The following is an 18,679-nucleotide window of genomic DNA, read 5'->3' on the forward strand; positions in this document are numbered from 1 at the left end:
CTGGCGGGTCCTCGCCGCCCACGCGTCCACGGCGGCGAGGCGGTCTGTGCGGTTGCGTCCGGTTACGTCATGCTCTGTGTTCATGATCCGCAAGTGGAGTGCGTCGATCGTCCGGGCCGGCAGGTCGGTCCGGGGGTCGTCGGCGCCGGTGACGTACTCACTGATCGCCCTGTGCTGCGCGGTCTTCCTGGCCGGGCCCGCCTCGGGCCTGAGTCCGGCGTACGGCACGGGCGACGACCTGCTCGCCGCGCAACGGGCCTATTTCCGGCACTGGGGCGTGATCCCCGCAGAACTGTTCGAGGGGTCCGCCGGAGCGGCCCTCACCCCCGCGACGGCCCTGTTCGTCCACGGCAGCTGGGTGCACCTGCTCGGCAACATGCTGTTCCTCTACGTCTTCGGGGCGATGACCGAGGAACGGATGGGCCGGGTGCAGTTCATCCTGTTCTACGTCGGCTGCGGCTATCTGGCCCTGCTGGGCTACGCCGTCGCCAACGCGGACGCCGAGCAGTCCCTGGTCGGTGCCTCGGGGGCGATCTCGGCGGTCCTCGGTGCGTTTCTCTACCTGTTCCCGCGGGCCAGGGTGACCAGTCTCCTGCCGTTCCTCTTCTTCCTGCCGGTGCGCTTCCCGGCCTGGATCGTGCTGCCGTTCTGGGCGGTGCTCCAGTGGCTGGCGGCGGGACGGGCCTCCGACGGCCCGGGCGTCGCCTACCTCGCCCACCTGGTGGGCTTCGGCCTCGGCTTCGGCTACGCCTCGGTCCGCTACGGCCGCCCGACCAGCCCTACTAGAGTGAAGGCCGCCCCTGCTCCGGCCCCCGAGGGAGAGAACCAGCCGTGATCACCGCGATCGTCCTCATCAAGACCAGCGTGGACCGGATCCCCGAGATCGCGGAGTCGATCGCCGCGCTGGACAACGTCAGCGAGGTCTTCTCCGTCACCGGCACCTACGACCTCATCGCGATGGTCCGGGTGAAGGAGCACGAGGACCTGGCGGAGGTCATCCCCGGCCGGATCAGCAAGATCCCCGGAGTGGAGGGGACCGACACGCACGTGGCGTTCCGCACGTACTCGCAGCACGACCTGGAGGCGGCGTTCGCGATCGGACTGGACAACTGAGGAACCGCCCCTGATCGCGGACCGGCGAACCCGGACTCCGGATGAAGAGTTCTTCATCCGCGTTTCATCATCGGCTCCGGGTTCCGGCCGCAGGATCGGGCACATGGCTTTCTCCCGTCGTATGGCGGCCCTGTCCGCCGTCGTGCTGATCCCGCTGGGCATCGCCGCGACCAGCTACGCCCTCGCGGACAGCCCCGAGGCGCCCAAGGTCCCGTCCCAGCAGGTGGAGCTGGACAACAGCTCGCCCGCGCCCACCTCCACGCTCACACCCCCCGCGACGTCCACGCCGCCGGAGCCCACGCCGGGCGGCGAGGGTGTCTCGCGGCCTCCGGTGACCGACAGCTCAGCGAGTGACGATGACGACGACGACCGCGRCCGGGGCGCATCGGACGACGGACCCGGCGACGACGACGGCGCCGGCTCTGACAACTGACGCCGGCCGCCGGCGCGTCTCCGCCCGGGTCCGCATCCTGCTCTGGCTGCTGCTCGTGATGGCGGTCGCGCTCGCCTCCGTCGCCATGACCACCCGCTCGTTCCTGCTGCGGGACGTCGACAACCGGATCAACCGCCTGCTCACCCAGGAGACCGGCGAGTTCGCCAACTTCGAGGAGCGGGGCGGGGATCCGCGGACGGGCCGGCCGTTCACCGACGCGGACCGGCTGCTGACGGTGTTCCTGGAACGGCAGAACCCCGACGCGGACGAGGAGCTGATCGGCGTCGTGACCAGGACCGACGGCAGTCTCCGGCCGCTCCGTCAGCAGCACGACGTGCCGGTCGCCCTGCCCCTGGACCGGGACGTCGACGCGCTGCGCCGCATCTTCGACTCGCCCGCGTCCTCGGGTGTGCTGCACCGGCCGAAGGGTGAGATCCGCTGGGCCAAGGTCACCGTGGCCCAGCAGGGCCGGGAGCCGGACGCCGCGTTCGTCGTCGCCTTCCATCCCGAGCGCGAGCAGGCCCGCGTGAACAGCATGTTCCGCACGCTGCTCGTCATCTCCGGGGTCGCCCTGCTGCTGACCGTCGGGATCGCCTGGGCGGTCGCCGGGCGGATCCTCAGACCCGTGCGGGTGGTGCGCACCGCGGCGGCGCAGCTCACCGAGCAGGACCTCACCCGGCGGATCCCGGTGCACGGCAACGACGACATAGCGGCTCTCGCCGACACGTTCAACGGCATGCTCGACCGGCTGGAGCGGGCCTTCGCCGCCCAGCGCGAGTTCGTCGACGACGCGGGCCACGAGCTGCGCACACCCATCACCATCGTGCGCGGCCACCTGGAACTGATGGGCGACGACCCGGCCGAACGCGAGGAGACCGTCCGGCTGGTGACCGACGAGCTGGACCGGATGAGCCGCATCGTCGAGGACCTGCTGCTGCTCGCCAAGGCCGAACGTCCCGACTTCGTCTCCCCCGAGCCGGTCCAGGTCGCCGAACTCACCGCCGATGTCTACGTCAAGGCCCGCACGCTCGGCGAACGCGACTGGCAGCTCGCCGAGGTCGCCGACCTGGAGGCCGAGCTGGATCCGCAGCGGATCACCCAGGCCATGGTGCAGCTCGCGCAGAACGCCGTGCAGCACACCACGCCCGGCCAGACCATCCGCATCGGCTCCCGCACCGACGGCCCGCACCTGGAGCTGTACGTCGCCGACTCAGGGCCCGGTGTGCAGCCCCAGGACACCGAGGTGATCTTCGAACGCTTCCGGCGCGGCACGGCCCGCCGCGGTGCCCGGGGCTCCGGCGCCGGGCTGGGACTGTCCATCGTCAAGGCGATCGCCGAGGGGCACCGGGGCCGGGTACGGCTCCACGCCACCCCCGGGGGCGGCGCCACCTTCGCCCTCGTTCTGCACGCACCCCGGGCACCGGAAGGGGATCCCACGTGAACCGCATCCTCATCGTCGAGGACGAGGAGCGCATCGCCTCCTTCGTGGAGAAGGGCCTGCGCTCCAACGGCTTCACCACGACCGTCGTCACCGACGGCGACGCGGGCTACGAGTACGCCCTGACCGGCGGCTTCGACCTCGTCGTCCTGGACATCGGACTGCCCGGCCGGGACGGCTTCACGATCCTGCGCGAGCTGCGCGAGGCGCGGGTGACGGTGCCGGTGATCGTGCTGACCGCGCGGGACTCCGTACGGGACACGGTGGCCGGTCTGGAGGGCGGCGCCGACGACTGGATGACCAAGCCGTTCCGCTTCGAGGAGCTGCTGGCCCGGGTGCGGCTGAGGCTGCGGACGGCCGCGCGGGCACCGGAGGTGACGGTCCTCAGATCCGGTTCCCTGAGCCTGGACCTGCGCACGCGCCGGGCCCGCTCCGGGGAACGCACGGTCGACCTGACGGCCCGTGAGTTCGTGCTGCTGGAGCTGTTCCTGCGGCATCCCGGGCAGGTGCTGTCCCGGGAGCAGATCCTGTCCCATGTGTGGGGGTACGACTTCGACCCGGGGTCCAACATCGTGGACGTCTACGTGCGGACACTGCGCAAGAAGCTGGGTGCGGAGCGGGTGGAGACGGTACGCGGGATGGGATACCGGCTGCCCACGGGCGCTGGCTGAGGGACAGGGTGAAGTTCCTTTCATTTTCGGCTCATCGACGGCTCACCCCCCGGGTGAATCCTCGATGACGTGACGCTGAACCTCCGCTCCACCACCGCTCTGTGCGCGGCACTGACCGTCTGCCTCCTGCTCGCGGTCCCCGGGAACGTCCCGGGACTCGGCGCCGACGCCCGCTTCACGCTCGCCGTGTTCGTACTGGCGACCTGCGCCTGGATCGGGACGTCGATCGACGACACCTACATCGCGCTGGGCGCCGGGCTCGCGCTCACGGTGACCGGCGTGATCAGCAGCGACACCCTGTTCGGAACGCTCGGTGATGCCACGGTGTGGCTGCTGATCTGCGCGTTCGTACTGGCGGCCGCGGTGAGCCGGACCGGGCTCGCGGGTCGGGCGGCGGTGTTCCTGGTCAGCGGGGCGCGCACGGTACGGCAGCTCGTGCACCTGACGACGGCGGCCCTGGTCGTCACGGCGTTCGCGGTGCCCGCCACCTCCGGCCGGGCCGCGCTCGCCCTGCCGGTGTTCCTCGCCCTCGCCAAGGTCCTCGCCGACCGGAAGCGACTGGTCGTGATGCTGGCGCTGCTGTTCCCGACCGTGATCCTGCTGTCGGCGGTGGCGACCCTGATCGGCGCCGGCGCACATCTGATCACCGTGTCGGTGCTGTGGGAGGCGACCGGACAGCACATCGGCTTCACGGAGTGGCTGCTGCTGGGCCTGCCGCTGGCCGTGGCCTCCTCGCACCTGGCCGCCGAGCTGGTCCTGCTGACGACGACCCGGCGGGCGGACCGCCGCGGCCCGGTCCACATCACCCCCGAGCAGATCCAGCGGCACAACGAGCAGCCGGTCACCGGCCCCTGGAGCCAGGCCGAGAAGCGCTGCGCCCTGCTCATGGCCACGGTGGTGCTGTTGTGGTGCAGCGAGCCGCTGCACCGCGTGCCGCCGGCGCTGGTGGCGCTGATCGGCGCCGTCATCGCCTCCTCGCCCGCCCTCGGCACCGTGCGCCTGAAGGACGCGCTGAAGACCGTCCCCTGGTCGCTGCTGCTGTTCATGGCGGCGACGATGGCGATGGGTGTCGCGCTCACCGACTCGGGAGCGGCGAAGTGGCTGGTCTCCGGGCTGCCGACGGGTGCGGCCCCGGTGGTGTTCCTGGCGGTCGTGATCGCGGTCAGCACGGCCGCCCACCTGGTCCTCCAGTCCCGCTCGGCCCGCTCCTCCGTCCTGGTCCCGCTCGTCGTGGCCGCCGCCGCCGGCGTCGGCGTCAACCCGGTCGCCGCCGCGCTCGCCTCCACCGCCGCCGCCGGCTTCTGCCACACGCTGCCCGCCTCCGCCAAGCCGGTCACGCTCTTCGCGCAGATCCCCGGCACTCCCACCTACACACCGCGCGATCTGCTGCGGCTGTCCGCCTTCCTGGCCCCGCTGACCGCCGCGCTCGTGCTGCTCTTCGCCGTCGCGGTGTGGCCGCTGCTCGGCATCTCCGTCACCCGTTAAGGAGCCCCACCCATGCTGACCCGTGTCGTCGTAGCCCCCAGTGGCTTCAAGGAGTCCCTGTCCGCGGAGGCCGCCGCCGACGCCATCGCCGCCGGTGTACGCCGTGTCCTGCCCGACGCCGAGCTCGACCTCGTCCCGCTGGTGGACGGCGGCGAGGGCACGGCCGTCGCCCTGGCCGCCGCGACCGGGGGCCGGATCGTCACCGTGCCCGCCACCGGCCCGGTCGGGGAGACCATCGGCGCCCACTTCGCCCTGCTGGGCTCCGGGGACACGGCCGTCGTGGAGATGGCGGCGGTCGCGGGCCTCTCCCTCGTCCCGCGCGACCTGCGCGACCCGGGCGCCACCACCACGTACGGCGTCGGCGAACTGATCCGCTCCGCGCTCGACCGGGGCGTGAGGCGGATCCTCGTCGGCTGCGGCGACTCGGGCACCTCCGACGGCGGCGCGGGCGCGCTCCAGGCGCTCGGGGCCCGGCTGCTGGACGAGCAGGGCGAGGAACTCCCGGTCGGCGGCCGGGAGTTGACGCGGCTGCACCGCATCGACCCGAGGGGCCTGGACACCCGCCTGGCGGACGTGGAGCTGCTCGTCGCCTGCAACCCGTACAACGTGCTGTGCGGTGAACGGGGCGTGGCCCGGGTGTTCGGACCGCAGAAGGGCGCGACGCCCGAGCAGGTCGAGCAGCTGTCGGCCGGGCTGGAGAACTGGGCCTTCGTCCTCACCCGCGACGTCGCCGTCCCGGACACCAACCTCCGGTACGGTCCCGGAACCGGGGCCTCCGGCGGCCTGGGCGCCGGCCTCGCCGCCCTCGGCGCCCGCCTCCTGCCCCGCTTCGACGTGCTGCTGGACCACCTCGACCTGGACGCCCGGCTGGCCGGCGCCGACCTGGTGATCACCGCCGAGGGCGCCCTGGACCACCAGACGCCGCGCGGCAAGGTCCCCGCCGAGGTGGCCCGCCGGGCCAAGCTCTACGGCCGCCCGGTCCTGGCCCTGGCGGGCACGCTCGGGGAGGGCGCGCACGAGGTGCCGGGCGTGGACGCGTTCAGCGGCATCCTGCCGGCGCCGATGGCCTTGGCTCAGGCCCTGGTCCGGGCGAGCGAACTGCTCACGGACGCCACCGAGCGGGCCCTGCGGATGATCGTCCTCGGCACCCGGCTACCCCTGGTCTCCGACCCGGCCGTTCAGGCCGACGTGTCCGGCACGCAACGCCCGTCCTCCGTGCGGTAGTTCCACCGTGCCCCGTCCGTGACGAGCTCCTTCACGGCCCGTACGAACCGCTCCACGTGCTCGTCCGGCGTGCCCGCGCCGAAGCTCACGCGGATGGCGTTGAGGGACTTCTCGCCGGGCGCCGCCTCCGGTGCGCCGCACTCGCCCTGCGTCTGCGGGTCGCTGCCGAGCAGCGTGCGCACCAGCGGGTGGGCGCAGAAGAGACCGTCCCGGACGCCGATGCCGTACTCGGCGGAGAGGGCGGCGGCGAAGTGCGAGCTGTTCCAGCCCTCGACGACGAAGGAGAGCACACCGACACGCGGCGCGTCGTCCCCGAACAGGGACAGGAACCGCACCTGAGGGACGTCGGCGAGCCCCTCCCGCACCTTGGCGACCAGGTACTGCTCGCGGGCGACGAGCGTGTCGAAGCCGGTCTCCGTCAGCGCCTTGCAGGCGGAGGCGAGGGCGTAGGCGCCGATGACGTTGGGCGAACCGGCCTCGTGACGGGCGGCGCTGTCGTGCCACTCCACGTCCACTCCCCCGTCCGTGCACCGGGTGACCTTGCGGCTGGCGCCGCCGCCCGCGAGGTACGGCTCGGCCTCGCGCAGCCAGTCGGCCCGCCCGGCCAGCACGCCGGAGCCGAAGGGCGCGTACAGCTTGTGCCCGGAGAAGGCGACCCAGTCGACATCGAGGTCCTTGACGGACACGGGGTGGTGCGGGGCCAGTTGGGCGGCGTCGAGCACGATCCGGGCGCCGTGGGCGTGCGCGGCCGCCGCGAGTTCCCGTACGGGCCACAGCTCGCCGGTGACGTTCGAGGCGCCGGTGACGCAGACGAGGGCCGGGCCGTGGGCGGCGCGGTCGGCAAGGGCGCGCTCCAGCGTCTCGACGGCCTGGCGGGGGCTGCGCGGGGCGTCGAGGTAGGTGACGCGGGCGTCGCGCCAGGGCAGCAGGGCGGCGTGGTGCTCGGTCTCGAAGACGAAGACCTGGCAGCCGGCCGGGAGCGCGGCGGCGAGGAGGTTGAGGGAGTCGGTGGTGGACCGGGTGAAGACGACCTGGTCGCCGTCCCGGCAGTCGAGGAACTCCGCGACCGTCCGGCGGGCGTTCTCGAACAGGTCGGTCGACAGCTGGGACAGGTACCCGGCACCGCGGTGGACGCTGCCGTAGTACGGCGCGTAGGCGGCGACGTCGTCCCAGACCCGCTGGAGCGCCGGGGCGCTGGCGGCGTAGTCGAGCGCGGCGTAGGTGACCTCGCCACCGGTGACGAGCGGAACGGTGACGTCCCGGCCCAGGACGGGCAGCGGGGCACAGACGGACGGGGCGGCGGCAACGGTGGAGACGGACATGGCGGAACTCCCGTGAAGGCAGGTGGAATGCGCCCGCGAGCCGTACGGCTGCCAGCGGGGCGAAGGAGAGGAAGGGTGCGGAGGCGGGGCTCTGCGGCCCTAACGCATTCGCTGATTCACGGAAAGCTCCTCGACGACCAGGACCCCTGGTTTCGTGAGGGGTCCGCGCTTGCCACAGACCTCGCTGCCTGCGGCCTGGTCTTCACCCGGGGCACCCCGCCACGGACGGAGGGTTGCCGGACAGTCGGCCGGGGCCTCATGACTGTCACTCATGACCTGGAAAGGAACCTACGAGAACGATCGAGATCCCGCAACCCGCGTCCGGATTGCGGGACACCCCGCGCTACGCGTTGCTCGCCGCCACCCACCGCTCCAGGGTCCGCTTGGCAGCGCCGGAGTCGATCGATTCGGCCGCCTTCGCCATGCCGGCGCGGATCTGCTCGGCCAGCGGCCCCTGGCCGGGATCGAGGGCCACCAGGGCAGCCGCCGAGTTCAGCAGGACCGCGTCCCGCACCGGGCCCGTCTCGCCGTCCAGCAGACGGCGGGCGACCTCCGCGTTGTAGGAGGCGTCCGCGCCCCGCAGCGCCTCCACGGGGACGAGTTCGATGCCCACGTCGCGCGGGTCGAAGGCCTCCTCGGTCACCTTGCCGTCGCGGACGACCCACACCCGGGACGTGGCGGTGGTGGTCAGTTCGTCGAGGCCGTCGTCACCCCGGAAGACCAGGGACGAGTGGCCGCGCTCGGCGAAGACGCCCGCGACGATGGGTGCCATGCGCGGATCCGCGACACCGACGGCCTGGGCGCGTACCTTCGCGGGGTTGGTCAGCGGACCGAGGACGTTGAAGATCGTCCGGATGCCCAACTGGCCACGGGCCGCGCCCGCGTGGCGCATCGCCGGGTGGAACTTCGCCGCGAAACAGAAGGTGATCCCGGCGTCCTCGGCGACCTGGGCCACCTTGTGCGTCGGCAGCTCCAGATTGACGCCGAGCTTCTCCAGCACGTCCGACGCCCCGGACGCCGAGGACGCCGCGCGGTTGCCGTGCTTGACGACCTTCGCGCCCGTGCCGGCGATGACGATCGCCGACATCGTGGAGATGTTGACGGTCTTCGCCCCGTCGCCGCCCGTGCCGACGATGTCGACGGCGGGGCCCGGCACCTCGATCACGTTCGCGTGCTCGTACATCGCCCGGACGAATCCGGCGATCTCCTCGACGGTCTCGCCCTTGGCCCGCAGCGCCACCACGAACCCGGCGATCTGCGCGTCCGTCGCCTCACCGCGCATGATCAGGTCCATCGCCCACGCGGTGTCGTCGGCGGTCAGGTCCCGGCGGTCCAGCAGACCGTTCAACAGCAGGGGCCAGGAGCGGCCCGCCGCGGTGTCGCCTCCAGCGGGGATCACAGCGCTCATAAGCCGCTCCAGGGTCAGGCGTCCCGCACTGCGGGACGAGAGTCTCAACGAGGTCCACCCTATCCAGCCACAGGGCACGGCGAAGGGCCCCGTCCGAACACCGGACGGGGCCCTTTGCGTGGCGTGGCGAAGCAGTGATCAGTGGTGGCCGTGGCCGCTCGTGATCTCCCGGTACTCCTCGGCGGTCGGCTTCGGGATCTGGGCTCCCTCGCCGTAGTAGGACTCGCTGAGCTTGGCGCGCAGCTTCTCGGAGCCCGTCACCTTGCGCTCGACACCGTTCTCGTCGACCGTCGGGCCGATCTCGGCCGGCTGGTACTGCTCGTGCGCCGTGAGCGTGTACATCTGCTCCTGGCTGAGCGGCTCGTGCACCTCGATGAACTCACCGTGCGGCAGGCGCTTGATGATGCCGGTCTCGCGACCGTGCAGCACCTTCTCCCTGTCCCGGCGCTGGAGGCCGAGGCAGATCCGCTTGGTGATGATGAACGCGATGACCGGACCGGCGAAGAACCCGATCCGGACGAACCAGGTGACCGCGTTGATCGACAGGTGGAAGTGGGTGGCGACGATGTCGTTGCCACCGCCGATCAGCATGATCATGTAGCCGGTGACCCAGGCGACACCGAAGGCGGTGCGCGTCGGGGCGTTGCGCGGCCGGTCCAGGATGTGGTGCTCGCGCTTGTCCCCGGTGACCCACGACTCGATGAACGGGTAGAGGGCGATGATCCCGAGGAAGAGACCGAACAGCACCAGCGGGATGAACACGCCCAGGACGAGCGTGTGACCCCAGAAGTTGATCTCCCAGCCAGGCATCGCCCGGACCAGACCCTCGGCGAAGCCCATGTACCAGTCGGGCTGTGCACCCGTCGAGACCTGGTCGGGCCGGTAGGGGCCCAGGACCCAGATGGGGTTGACGGTCGCGATGCCGGCGATGGCCGAGATGACACCGAAGACCAGGAAGAAGAAGCCTCCGGCCTTGGCCATGTAGACCGGCAGCAGCGGCATGCCGACGACGTTCTTGTTGGTCCGGCCGGGACCCGCGAACTGCGTGTGCTTGTGGTAGAAGACCAGGATCAGGTGGCCGACCACGAGCCCGAGCATGATGCCCGGCAGCAGCAGGATGTGGATCGAGTAGAACCGGGCGACGAAGTCGGTACCCGGGAACTCCCCGCCGAACAGGAACATCGAGATGTACGTGCCGACGATCGGCATGGACAGGATCGCGCCCTGGGTGAAGCGGACACCGGTGCCGGAGAGCAGGTCGTCCGGGAGCGAGTAGCCGGTGAAACCGGTGAACATGCCCAGGACGAACAGCAGGAAGCCGAACAGCCAGTTGATCTCACGCGGCTTGCGGAACGCGCCGGTGAAGAACACGCGCATCATGTGCACGAACATGCCGGCGAGGAAGATGATCGCCGCCCAGTGGTGGATCTGCCGGATGAGCAGACCGCCGCGGACGTCGAAGCTGATGTCCAGGGTGGAGGCGAACGCCTCCGACATCAGCTGCCCCTGGAGCGGGACGTAACTGCCGTGGTACTCCACCTCGTTCATCGACGGGTGGAAGAACAGCGTCAGGTACACACCCGTCAGGATGATGATGATGAAGCTGTAGAGGCAGATCTCACCCAGCATGAAGGACCAGTGGTCCGGGAAGATCTTGCGCATGTTGGCCTTGGCCAGGGAGTAGATCCCGAGTCGGCCGTCGGCCCAGTCGGCGACCCGCTCTCCGGCGGGTGCCTTGCGGCGGTCTTGTGCAGTGCTCATCCGCGCTCCCAGAAAGCAGGGCCGACGGGCTCTTCGAAGTCGCCGAGCGCCTCGAGGTAGCCCTCGTCGTTCACGCCGATGCGGAGCTGCGGCAGGGCGTGACCAGCGGGACCGAAGATCACTCGGGCACCGTCGGAGAGGTCGAAGGTGGACTGGTGGCAGGGGCAGAGCACGTGGTGCGTCTGCTGCTCGTACAGGGAGATCGGGCAACCGACGTGGGTGCAGATCTTCGAGTAGGCGACGATGCCCTCGTGCGACCACTCGAGCTCGCGCTTGTCCTTGATGTTCTCCGGCTGGATGCGGACGATCATCAGGGCGGCCTTGGCGATCTCGTTCTGGAACTCGTGGTCGTGCTCCTCCAGGCCCTCGGGCTTGGCGAAGGTCAGCGAACCGACCGCGACGTCCGAGGGACGCAGCGGCTCGTTCGTGTTCATGTTCACGAGCAGCTTGCCCCTGGACCAGAGCGTGTGACGCAGCTTCTCCTCGGGCAGCGGGCCGAGGTCGCGCAGCAGCACGACACCGGAGAGCGGCACCAGCGTGAGCGCGCCGAACATGGTGTTGCGGATCAGCTTGCGGCGGCCGAGCGCGGACTCCTTGGCGCCCTGCTTGAAGTCCGCGAAGACCTTCTCGCGGACCTCGGGCTCCGCCTCGATCGGGTGCCGCTCGTCGGCGATCTCCACGTCCGACATCAGGGTGCGGGCCCAGTGGACGGCGCCCGCGCCGATGCAGAACAGCGCGATGCCGAGCGTCATGCCCAGCGCGAAGTTCAGCGCGCTGATGTGGCCCAGCGGGAAGATGTAGACCGACCTGTCGACCGGGATCGCCACGAACGCGGCGATGAAGGCGATGGTGGCCAGCATCGACACCGTGAACATCAGGGCTACCGAGCGCTCGGACCGCTTGGCGGCCCGCTCGTCGACGTCCTGGATCCGGTGCTCGTGGGGAGGCAGGCCCGGGTCGGCGAACGGGTGCTCGTCCTTGGGGCTCAGCGCCCCGTGCCCGTGCTCGTCATGTCCTGCGGTCTGCTCGGACTGCTCGGCAGGCAGGTTCTCTTCGGGAATCTCTTGGCTACTCATGACTTCTTGGCCTTTGCGGTCCGGGCGGCGACCCACACGGCGACGGCGATCAGCCCGCCGAGACCGAAGATCCAGCCGAACAGACCCTCGCTGACCGGCCCGAGGCCGCCGAGCTCGAGACCGCCGGGGCTCTCGGACTTGCTGCTGTTGACCGCGTCCAGGTACGCGATGATGTCCTTCTTGTTCTCCTCCGACAGCGTGGTGTCGGGGAAGGACGGCATGTTCTGCGGGCCGGTCTCCATGGCCTCGTAGATGTGCTTCGGGCTGACGCCCTCGAGGTCCGGTGCGTACTTGCCGTGCGTCAGCGCGCCGCCCTTGCCGGTGAAGTTGTGGCACTGCGCGCAGTTGGTGCGGAACAGCTCACCGCCCTTGGCGATGTCGGCGCCCTGGGGGCCGTACTGCTCCTCGGTCGGAATGGCGGGCCCGGCGCCCAGCGAGGCGATGTAGGCCGCGAGCTGGTCGATCTCGGCCTGGCTGTAGATGTTCTTCTTCTTGGGGACCTGCGGGCCCTGGGAGGTGGCGGCCGGCATACGGCCGGTGCCCACCTGGAAGTCCACGGCCGCGGCGCCCACGCCTACCAGGCTCGGCCCGTCGGAGGTGCCCTGACCGCCGGTGCCGTGGCAACTGGCGCAGCCGACCGAGTAGAGCTTCTTGCCCTCCTCGATGGTGAGGGACTGGGCGGTTTCGTCGGCCTCAGCCTTGCTCGTGGGTGCGAACACGGCGTACAGCCCCCCGCTGAAGAGCAGCGCGAGGAGTAGGACGACGACCGCCGCCAACGGGTGGCGTCGTCGTGCGGAGAGCTTTTTCACGGATTACCCCGGTGTCAGGATCTTCTGCGTCGGTGCTTCTGGGATGCGTGCCTCGTCGGGCGCGCGCTGCGGTCCCGCTACTTGATCATGTAGATCGTGGCGAAGAGGCCGATCCAGACGACATCGACGAAGTGCCAGTAATAGGACACGACGATCGCGGCGGTCGCCTGCTCGTGGGTGAACCTCCGGGCCGCGTAGGTCCGGCCCAGGACCAGCAGGAAGGCGATGAGACCGCCCGTCACATGCAGGCCGTGGAAGCCGGTGGTCAGGTAGAACACCGAGCCGTACGGGTCGGAGGACAGGGACAGGCCCGCGTCCTTGACCAGCTCGGTGTACTCGAAGACCTGACCGCCGATGAAGATCGCACCCATCACGAACGTGACGATGAACCACATCCGCAGCTTCTTCACGTCACCGCGCTCGGCGGCGAAGACGCCGAGCTGGCAGGTGAGCGAGGAGAGCACCAGGATGGTGGTGTTCGCCGCCGAGAACGGGAAGTTGAGATGGCCGGCCATCTCCTTCCAGTGATCGGGACCCGTCACCGATCGCAGGGTGAAGTACATCGCGAAGAGGGCCGCGAAGAACATCAGCTCGGAACTCAGCCAAATGATGGTTCCGACGCTGGTGAGGTTCGGCCGGTTGACCGACGGGTGCGCGTGCCCGGTTTCTACTGTCGTTGCTGTCGCCACGACCGACATTATGTCGGTCGCTTATCCCGCCCTCACTCCGGGGGGTGCCGTTCGGAGTGTCTAAGCCGGTCGTACCGGTGTTGACGTGGTGTTCAAGGGAGTAGCATCCGGCCCAACGGGCCTGTCCTTACGACGCTGACGTCACGGAGGAACAATGCAGCCGACCGCCACGGTGCTGGTCTACAGCGACGACTCCACCACCCGCGAGCAGGTGCGGCTCGCCACGGGACGCCGGCCGGCGCCGGACGTTCCCTTGGTGGAGTTCGTGGAGTGCGCGACTCCGGGGGCGGTGCTCAAGGAGTTGGACCGGGGTGGGATCGACGTCTGTGTGCTGGACGGTGAGGCCGTGCCGATGGGGGGCATGGGGCTGTGCCGGCAGATCAAGGACGAGGTGTTCGACTGTCCGCCGGTGTTGCTGCTCATCGGGCGGCCGCAGGACGCGTGGCTGGCGACCTGGAGTCGGGCTGAATCGGCGGTGACGTTGCCGGTGGATCCGGTGGAGTTCGCTGCTGCCCTGGCTTCCTTGCTGCGGGAGAGGGCGGCTTTGAACGCCTAGGAGCTCGGAGGTTCCTCCTCGTCGGCGGGTGCGGGTGGTCTGTGGCTTGTCGCGCAGTTCCCCGCGCCCCTGAGGGCGTTCAGGCGCTCTGGGGCCTCAGACGGGCCCTGTCCGCCGGTGTGGGGCCCTCCGGGGTGCCGGCTGTCAGGGCGCTGCCCGTGCGCCACTGCTTCCACTCGAGGTTCCAGTCGCCGAAGCCGTTGCCGAAGGCAGGCATCGAGTCGCCGCCGGAGTTTATGACCTTGACGATGTCGCCCTCGCGGATGTTCTCGTAGAACCACGCGGCGTTCTCGGTGCTCATGCCGGTGCAGCCGTGGCTGACGTTGGCGTAGCCCTGGGAGCCGACGGACCAGGGGGCGGCGTGGACGTACTCGCCGCTGTTGGTGACCCGCACGGAGTGGTGGACGATCAGGTCGTAGAAGTCCGAGGCGCCGATGCTGGCGCTGGTCATCCGGACGGTGCCTTCCTTGGCCAGGACGACCTTGACGCCGTTGCGGGTGTCGTAGCCGGGCATGCCCGTGGTGACCGGGATCTGCCGGACGATCTCGTCGTTCTTGTAGACGGTCATCTGGTGGGCCGCGGCGTCGGTGACGGCTATGACCTTGTCGGCGGTGTTGATCGTCAGCGGCTTGGCCTTGCCGCCCCGCACACGGTCGCCGATCTTGATGCCCTCCAGGTTGCTGCGGACCTGGATGGTGGCCTGCGCGGGCCAGTAGTCCTTCGGGCGGTAGTGGAGCTTCTTGTCGTCCACCCAGTGCCAGGCGCCGTCCGTGGCGGGCATGGAGGAGACCTTGAGAGCCCGTTCGACGACGGCCCGCTGGGATCTGTCCTTGACGGGCCGGCTCAGCTCGGCCGTGATGGGCTGGCCGACGCCGTAGGTGCCCGCCTTGGGGCCGAAGGTGACGTCCAGGCGCTTCTGGGTGGTGGGCTTGCCGGTGTCGAAGGTCAGGACCTTGCGGCCGGGCGCCCCGTCCTCGTCCTCGGTGCTGACACGGACCGTGTAGCTGGCGTTGGCGGCGAGCGGTGAGGTGCTGTGCCAGCGGCGGCCGTCGGCGGCGAGTTCGCCGGCCACGTAGCGGCCGGCGGCGTCGTGGGCCGTGACGTCCGTGATGCGCCCGTCGGAGTCCTCGGCGACCACTTCCAGGGGCTTGTCCGGGTCGGCCTTCTCGCGGCCCTCCAAGGGGGCGTTGAAGGAGATCTGGTCCGCCGCGTCGTAGGGGCGGTGGGAGAGGGGGTTGCCGTCCGAGCCGCAGGCGGTGATGCCCGCGCAGAGGGCTATCACCAGCAGCGTGCAGCTGACGACGGTGCGGGGGCGGGAGATCGCTGTGTGGCTCATGGCCTCACGCTAGGAAGCCGCGTCAACTGCGGCACGCCGGGTGACTCGTACGAGTGACACGTATTACGGCAAAAGCAGGGGCCCGGACGCTCCTTGCGGAGTGTCCGGGCCCTGAAGAGCTCGGCTCGTGTTACTGGGTGCGGTTCTCACCGCGGTAGTACTCGAAGACCCAGCCCCAGACGCCGATCAGGATGATCGGCAGCGAGAAGTACATCAGCCACCAGCCGATCGCGATGGCCAGGAAGGCGAGGGCGCCACCGATGGCCAGCGAGAGCGGCTGCCAGCTGTGCGGGCTGAAGAACCCGACCTCGCCGGCGTCGTCCGCGACGTCCGCCTCCTTGTTGTCCTGCGCACCGACGTCGACCCGCTTGGCCGTGAAGCCGAGGTAGAAGCCGATCATGATGCACAGGCCGAAGGCCAGGAAGAGGGCCGTGGTACCGGCCGGCTCCTTCGACCACACGCCATAGACGACCGCCATGGCGAGGACGAAGACGCTCAGCCACATGAACATCTTGCCCTGGATCTTCACTTGCCGGCCTCCTTGCCACCAGCGATGGCCTTCTCGCCGTGACCGACGTTCTCGAGCTGGTCGAGGGCGGCGATCTCGGGGTGGTGCAGGTCGAACGCCGGGGATTCACTGCGGATCCGCGGCATGATGACGAAGTTGTGCCGCGGCGGCGGGCAGGAGGTCGCCCACTCCAGGGAGCGGCCGTAGCCCCACGGGTCGTCGACGCCGACCGGCTTGCCGTACTTGGCCGTCTTCCACACGTTGTAGAAGAACGGCAGGATCGACATGCCGAGCAGGAACGAGCTGATCGTCGAGATCGTGTTCAGCGCGGTGAAGCCGTCGGCCGCGAGGTAGTCCGCGTACCGGCGCGGCATGCCCTCGGCACCCAGCCAGTGCTGCACCAGGAACGTGCCGTGGAAGCCGATGAACAGCGTCCAGAAGGTGATCTTTCCGAGGCGCTCGTCCAGCATCTTGCCGGTCCACTTCGGCCACCAGAAGTGGAAGCCGGAGAACATCGCGAAGACGACCGTTCCGAAGACGACGTAGTGGAAGTGCGCCACCACGAAGTACGAGTCGGAGACGTGGAAGTCCATCGGCGGCGAGGCCAGGATGACACCGGTCAGACCACCGAAGGTGAAGGTGATCAGGAAGCCGGTCGCCCACAGCATCGGTGTCTCGAAGGACAGCGAGCCCTTCCACATGGTGCCGATCCAGTTGAAGAACTTCACACCGGTCGGGACCGCGATCAGGAAGGTCATGAAGGAGAAGAACGGCAGCAGCACACCGCCGGTGACGTACATGTGGTGCGCCCACACCGTCACGGACAGACCCGCGATCGCGATGGTCGCGCCGATCAGACCCTGGTAACCGAACATCGGCTTGCGGGAGAAGACCGGAATGACCTCGGARATGATCCCGAAGAACGGCAGCGCGATGATGTACACCTCTGGATGGCCGAAGAACCAGAAGAGGTGTTGCCACAGCAACGCGCCGCCGTTGGCGGAGTCGAAGATGTGGGCACCGAACTTGCGGTCCGCCTCCAGGGCGAACAGCGCCGCGGCCAGGACCGGGAAGGCCAGCAGGACCAGSACWCCGGTCAGCAGCACGTTCCACGTGAAGATCGGCATGCGGAACATCGTCATGCCCGGMGCGCGCATGCAGATGATCGTGGTGATGAAGTTGACCGAGCCGAGGATGGTGCCGAAGCCGGAGAAGGCCAGACCCATGATCCACATGTCGGCGCCGATGCCCGGCGAGCGGACCGCGTCCGACAGCGGGCTGTAGGCGAACCAGCCGAAGTCGGCCGCGCCCTGSGGCGTGAGGAAGCCCCCGACGGCGATGAGCGAGCCGAACAGGTACAGCCAGTAGGCGAACATGTTCAGCCGGGGGAACGCCACGTCGGGCGCGCCGATCTGGAGCGGCATGATCCAGTTCGCGAAGCCGGCGAACAGCGGCGTCGCGAACATCAGCAGCATGATCGTGCCGTGCATCGTGAACGCCTGGTTGAACTGCTCGTTCGACATGATCTGCAGACCAGGCCGGGCGAGCTCGGCGCGCATGAACAGCGCCATCACGCCACCGATGACGAAGAACGCGAACGACGTCACCAGGTACAGCGTGCCGATCGTCTTGTGGTCCGTCGTCGTCAGCCACTTGACCACGACACTGCCGCGGTTCTGGCGCCTGACCGGCAGCTCGTCCTGGTAGTGGGACCCTGCTGCCGCGGCACCCTGGGGTTCGTTGAGGATGCTCACAGGTTGTTCGTCTCCCGGTTCTTCTCGTGGCTCGTCTGCGCGATGCCGGCGGGAACATAACCGGTCTGCTGCTTGTCCACGAGGTCCTTGAGGTGCTGCTCGTAGCGCTCGGGGGAGACGACCTTCACGTTGAACAGCATCCGAGAGTGGTCGACGCCGCAGAGCTCGGCGCACTTGCCGAGGAAGGTGCCCTCCTTGTTGGGGGTCACCTCGAAGGCGTTGGTGTGGCCCGGGATGACGTCCTGCTTCATCAGGAACGGCACCACCCAGAAGGAGTGGATGACGTCACGCGAGGTGAGGACGAAGCGGACCGTCTTGCCCTTGGGCAGCCAGAGCGTCGGACCCGGGTTGTTGGTCTGCGGGTTCCGCGTACCGGGGGTGCCGCAGTCGTAGACACCGCCGGCGTTTGCCGGGAAGTCCTTCTTGAACCGGTCCGGGATCGCGTCCAGGTCCGGGGACTTCTTGGCGTCACCGGTGGAACCGGCGACCGGTTCGACGTAGTTGAAGCACCAGCTCCACTGGAAGCCGACCACGTTGACCGTGACGTCGGGCTTCTTCTTGAGGCTGAGCAGCTCTGACTCGTCACGAGCGGTGAAGTAGAACAGCACCGAGACGATGATGAGCGGGACCACGGTGTACAGCGCCTCGATGGGCATGTTGTACCGGGTCTGCGGAGGAACCTCGACCTTGGTGCGGCTGCGCCGGTGGAAGAAAGTACTCCACAGGATCAGACCCCACACCAGCACGCCAACGGCGAGCGCAGCCGCCCAGGACCCCTGCCACAGGGAGAGGATCCGCGGAGCCTCTTCCGTGGTCGGGGTGGGCATACCAAGGCGGGGGAAGTCTTCCCAGTTGTACGAGCAACCGGTGGCTGTCGCCAAGACCAGGCCCGCGGTCAGTGCCTGCAGCAGCTTCCGCCGCATCGGGCGCCGCGGCGAGCGGTCGGAGCCGTTGGGACTCACGTAGCGCCTTCCCGAGAGTCTCGCCCGCGCGGATCGGCTGCGGCCTGGCCTTCTCGCTGGTCGGTCGCCGCCCTGCGTCGGGCAGGGGTTTGGATGTTTATGCGGACCAAACCCTAGCCGACGCCCTCCGGGGG

General features: G+C 69.3%; 18 protein-coding genes and 1 riboswitch. Of the genes, 8 read left to right on the forward strand and 10 right to left on the reverse strand.

The features are described from left to right. Window positions 1-82 precede the first annotated feature (82 nt). From CA983_RS10510 to CA983_RS10540, 7 genes are all read left to right on the forward strand, one after another. Window positions 83-835, forward strand: coding sequence for a rhomboid family intramembrane serine protease (locus CA983_RS10510; RefSeq protein ID WP_086600625.1), 753 nt, complete (start codon window positions 83-85; stop codon window positions 833-835). Beyond that, window positions 832-1,113: an Lrp/AsnC family transcriptional regulator gene (locus CA983_RS10515; RefSeq protein ID WP_059416330.1), complete on the forward strand. Its 282-nt coding sequence runs from the start codon at window positions 832-834 to the stop codon at window positions 1,111-1,113. The genes CA983_RS10510 and CA983_RS10515 overlap by 4 nt, the downstream gene beginning before the upstream one ends. Before the next feature lie 103 nt (window positions 1,114-1,216). Then, the gene (locus CA983_RS10520; protein WP_086600611.1) at window positions 1,217-1,546 is read left to right on the forward strand and encodes a small secreted hydrophilic protein; all 330 of its coding nucleotides are present in this window, start codon (window positions 1,217-1,219) and stop codon (window positions 1,544-1,546) included. Beyond that, a complete protein-coding gene (locus tag CA983_RS10525; RefSeq protein WP_208636931.1) occupies window positions 1,470-2,987 on the forward strand; it encodes a sensor histidine kinase in 1,518 nt (505 codons plus the stop codon). Before CA983_RS10520 ends, CA983_RS10525 begins: the two co-directional genes overlap by 77 nt. Beyond that, entirely contained in the window at window positions 2,984-3,655 is a 672-nt protein-coding gene (locus CA983_RS10530) for a response regulator transcription factor (protein ID WP_086600612.1), read from the forward strand. The genes CA983_RS10525 and CA983_RS10530 overlap by 4 nt, the downstream gene beginning before the upstream one ends. 69 nt (window positions 3,656-3,724) lie before the next feature. Beyond that, window positions 3,725-5,140 (forward strand): SLC13 family permease, encoded by a 1,416-nt coding sequence (locus CA983_RS10535; RefSeq protein ID WP_167407352.1) that lies wholly within the window; start codon window positions 3,725-3,727, stop codon window positions 5,138-5,140. A gap of 12 nt (window positions 5,141-5,152) precedes the next feature. Then, window positions 5,153-6,364: a glycerate kinase family protein gene (locus tag CA983_RS10540; RefSeq protein WP_086600613.1), complete on the forward strand. Its 1,212-nt coding sequence runs from the start codon at window positions 5,153-5,155 to the stop codon at window positions 6,362-6,364. Here CA983_RS10540 and CA983_RS10545 read toward each other — a convergent pair. The 6 genes from CA983_RS10545 to ctaE all read right to left on the reverse strand — a co-directional run bounded on the left by CA983_RS10545 (window position 6,319) and on the right by ctaE (window position 13,438). Then, window positions 6,319-7,686 carry an aminotransferase class V-fold PLP-dependent enzyme gene (locus CA983_RS10545; protein ID WP_086600614.1) on the reverse strand — a complete coding sequence of 456 codons (1,368 nt, stop codon included), beginning with the start codon at window positions 7,684-7,686 and terminating at the stop codon, window positions 6,319-6,321. The genes CA983_RS10540 and CA983_RS10545 overlap by 46 nt on opposite strands. A gap of 160 nt (window positions 7,687-7,846) precedes the next feature. Next, window positions 7,847-7,963: riboswitch (SAM riboswitch) on the reverse strand. 66 nt (window positions 7,964-8,029) lie between these two features. After that, window positions 8,030-9,094, reverse strand: coding sequence for an anthranilate phosphoribosyltransferase (gene trpD / locus CA983_RS10550; protein ID WP_086600615.1), 1,065 nt, complete (start codon window positions 9,092-9,094; stop codon window positions 8,030-8,032). Between the two features lie 138 nt (window positions 9,095-9,232). Beyond that, window positions 9,233-10,855: a cytochrome bc1 complex cytochrome b subunit gene (qcrB, locus tag CA983_RS10555; RefSeq protein ID WP_086600616.1), complete on the reverse strand. Its 1,623-nt coding sequence runs from the start codon at window positions 10,853-10,855 to the stop codon at window positions 9,233-9,235. Then, a complete protein-coding gene (gene qcrA / locus CA983_RS10560) occupies window positions 10,852-11,931 on the reverse strand; it encodes a cytochrome bc1 complex Rieske iron-sulfur subunit (protein ID WP_086600617.1) in 1,080 nt (359 codons plus the stop codon). The genes qcrB and qcrA overlap by 4 nt, the downstream gene beginning before the upstream one ends. Continuing rightward, window positions 11,928-12,740, reverse strand: a complete 813-nt coding sequence (qcrC, locus tag CA983_RS10565; protein ID WP_086600618.1) for a cytochrome bc1 complex diheme cytochrome c subunit — start codon at window positions 12,738-12,740, stop codon at window positions 11,928-11,930. The genes qcrA and qcrC overlap by 4 nt, the downstream gene beginning before the upstream one ends. Before the next feature lie 77 nt (window positions 12,741-12,817). Further along, on the reverse strand, window positions 12,818-13,438 hold the full coding sequence (ctaE, locus tag CA983_RS10570; RefSeq protein WP_086600619.1) for an aa3-type cytochrome oxidase subunit III: 621 nt from the start codon (window positions 13,436-13,438) through the stop codon (window positions 12,818-12,820). A 145-nt stretch (window positions 13,439-13,583) separates the two neighbouring features. On the opposite strand from ctaE, the gene CA983_RS10575 reads away from it, so the two are divergent. After that, entirely contained in the window at window positions 13,584-13,985 is a 402-nt protein-coding gene (locus tag CA983_RS10575) for a response regulator (RefSeq protein ID WP_086600620.1), read from the forward strand. 79 nt (window positions 13,986-14,064) lie between these two features. Here CA983_RS10575 and CA983_RS10580 read toward each other — a convergent pair whose 3' ends face one another. The 4 genes from CA983_RS10580 to ctaC all read right to left on the reverse strand — a co-directional run bounded on the left by CA983_RS10580 (window position 14,065) and on the right by ctaC (window position 18,545). Then, window positions 14,065-15,321, reverse strand: a complete 1,257-nt coding sequence (locus CA983_RS10580) for a L,D-transpeptidase (RefSeq protein ID WP_086600621.1) — start codon at window positions 15,319-15,321, stop codon at window positions 14,065-14,067. Between the two features lie 130 nt (window positions 15,322-15,451). After that, on the reverse strand, window positions 15,452-15,850 hold the full coding sequence (locus tag CA983_RS10585) for a cytochrome c oxidase subunit 4 (protein WP_086600622.1): 399 nt from the start codon (window positions 15,848-15,850) through the stop codon (window positions 15,452-15,454). Further along, window positions 15,847-17,583, reverse strand: a complete 1,737-nt coding sequence (gene ctaD, locus CA983_RS10590; protein WP_086600623.1) for an aa3-type cytochrome oxidase subunit I — start codon at window positions 17,581-17,583, stop codon at window positions 15,847-15,849. The genes CA983_RS10585 and ctaD overlap by 4 nt, the downstream gene beginning before the upstream one ends. Next, window positions 17,580-18,545, reverse strand: a complete 966-nt coding sequence (gene ctaC / locus CA983_RS10595) for an aa3-type cytochrome oxidase subunit II (RefSeq protein WP_086600624.1) — start codon at window positions 18,543-18,545, stop codon at window positions 17,580-17,582. The genes ctaD and ctaC overlap by 4 nt, the downstream gene beginning before the upstream one ends. Window positions 18,546-18,679 lie beyond the last annotated feature (134 nt).

Source organism: Streptomyces swartbergensis, from assembly GCF_002148965.1.
In the GTDB taxonomy this organism is placed as follows: domain Bacteria; phylum Actinomycetota; class Actinomycetes; order Streptomycetales; family Streptomycetaceae; genus Streptomyces; species Streptomyces swartbergensis.

Excerpts from the sequence above, each read along its gene's own strand:
- CA983_RS10510 (WP_086600625.1), top strand. The coding sequence starts at position 83 with ATGATCCGCAAGTGGAGTGCGTCGATCGTCCGGGCCGGCAGGTCGGTC.
- CA983_RS10540 (WP_086600613.1), top strand. The coding sequence starts at position 5,153 with ATGCTGACCCGTGTCGTCGTAGCCCCCAGTGGCTTCAAGGAGTCCCTG.
- CA983_RS10545 (WP_086600614.1), bottom strand. The coding sequence starts at position 7,686 with ATGTCCGTCTCCACCGTTGCCGCCGCCCCGTCCGTCTGTGCCCCGCTG.
- trpD (WP_086600615.1), bottom strand. The coding sequence starts at position 9,094 with ATGAGCGCTGTGATCCCCGCTGGAGGCGACACCGCGGCGGGCCGCTCC.
- qcrB (WP_086600616.1), bottom strand. The coding sequence starts at position 10,855 with ATGAGCACTGCACAAGACCGCCGCAAGGCACCCGCCGGAGAGCGGGTC.
- qcrA (WP_086600617.1), bottom strand. The coding sequence starts at position 11,931 with ATGAGTAGCCAAGAGATTCCCGAAGAGAACCTGCCTGCCGAGCAGTCC.
- ctaE (WP_086600619.1), bottom strand. The coding sequence starts at position 13,438 with ATGTCGGTCGTGGCGACAGCAACGACAGTAGAAACCGGGCACGCGCAC.
- CA983_RS10575 (WP_086600620.1), top strand. The coding sequence starts at position 13,584 with ATGCAGCCGACCGCCACGGTGCTGGTCTACAGCGACGACTCCACCACC.
- CA983_RS10580 (WP_086600621.1), bottom strand. The coding sequence starts at position 15,321 with ATGAGCCACACAGCGATCTCCCGCCCCCGCACCGTCGTCAGCTGCACG.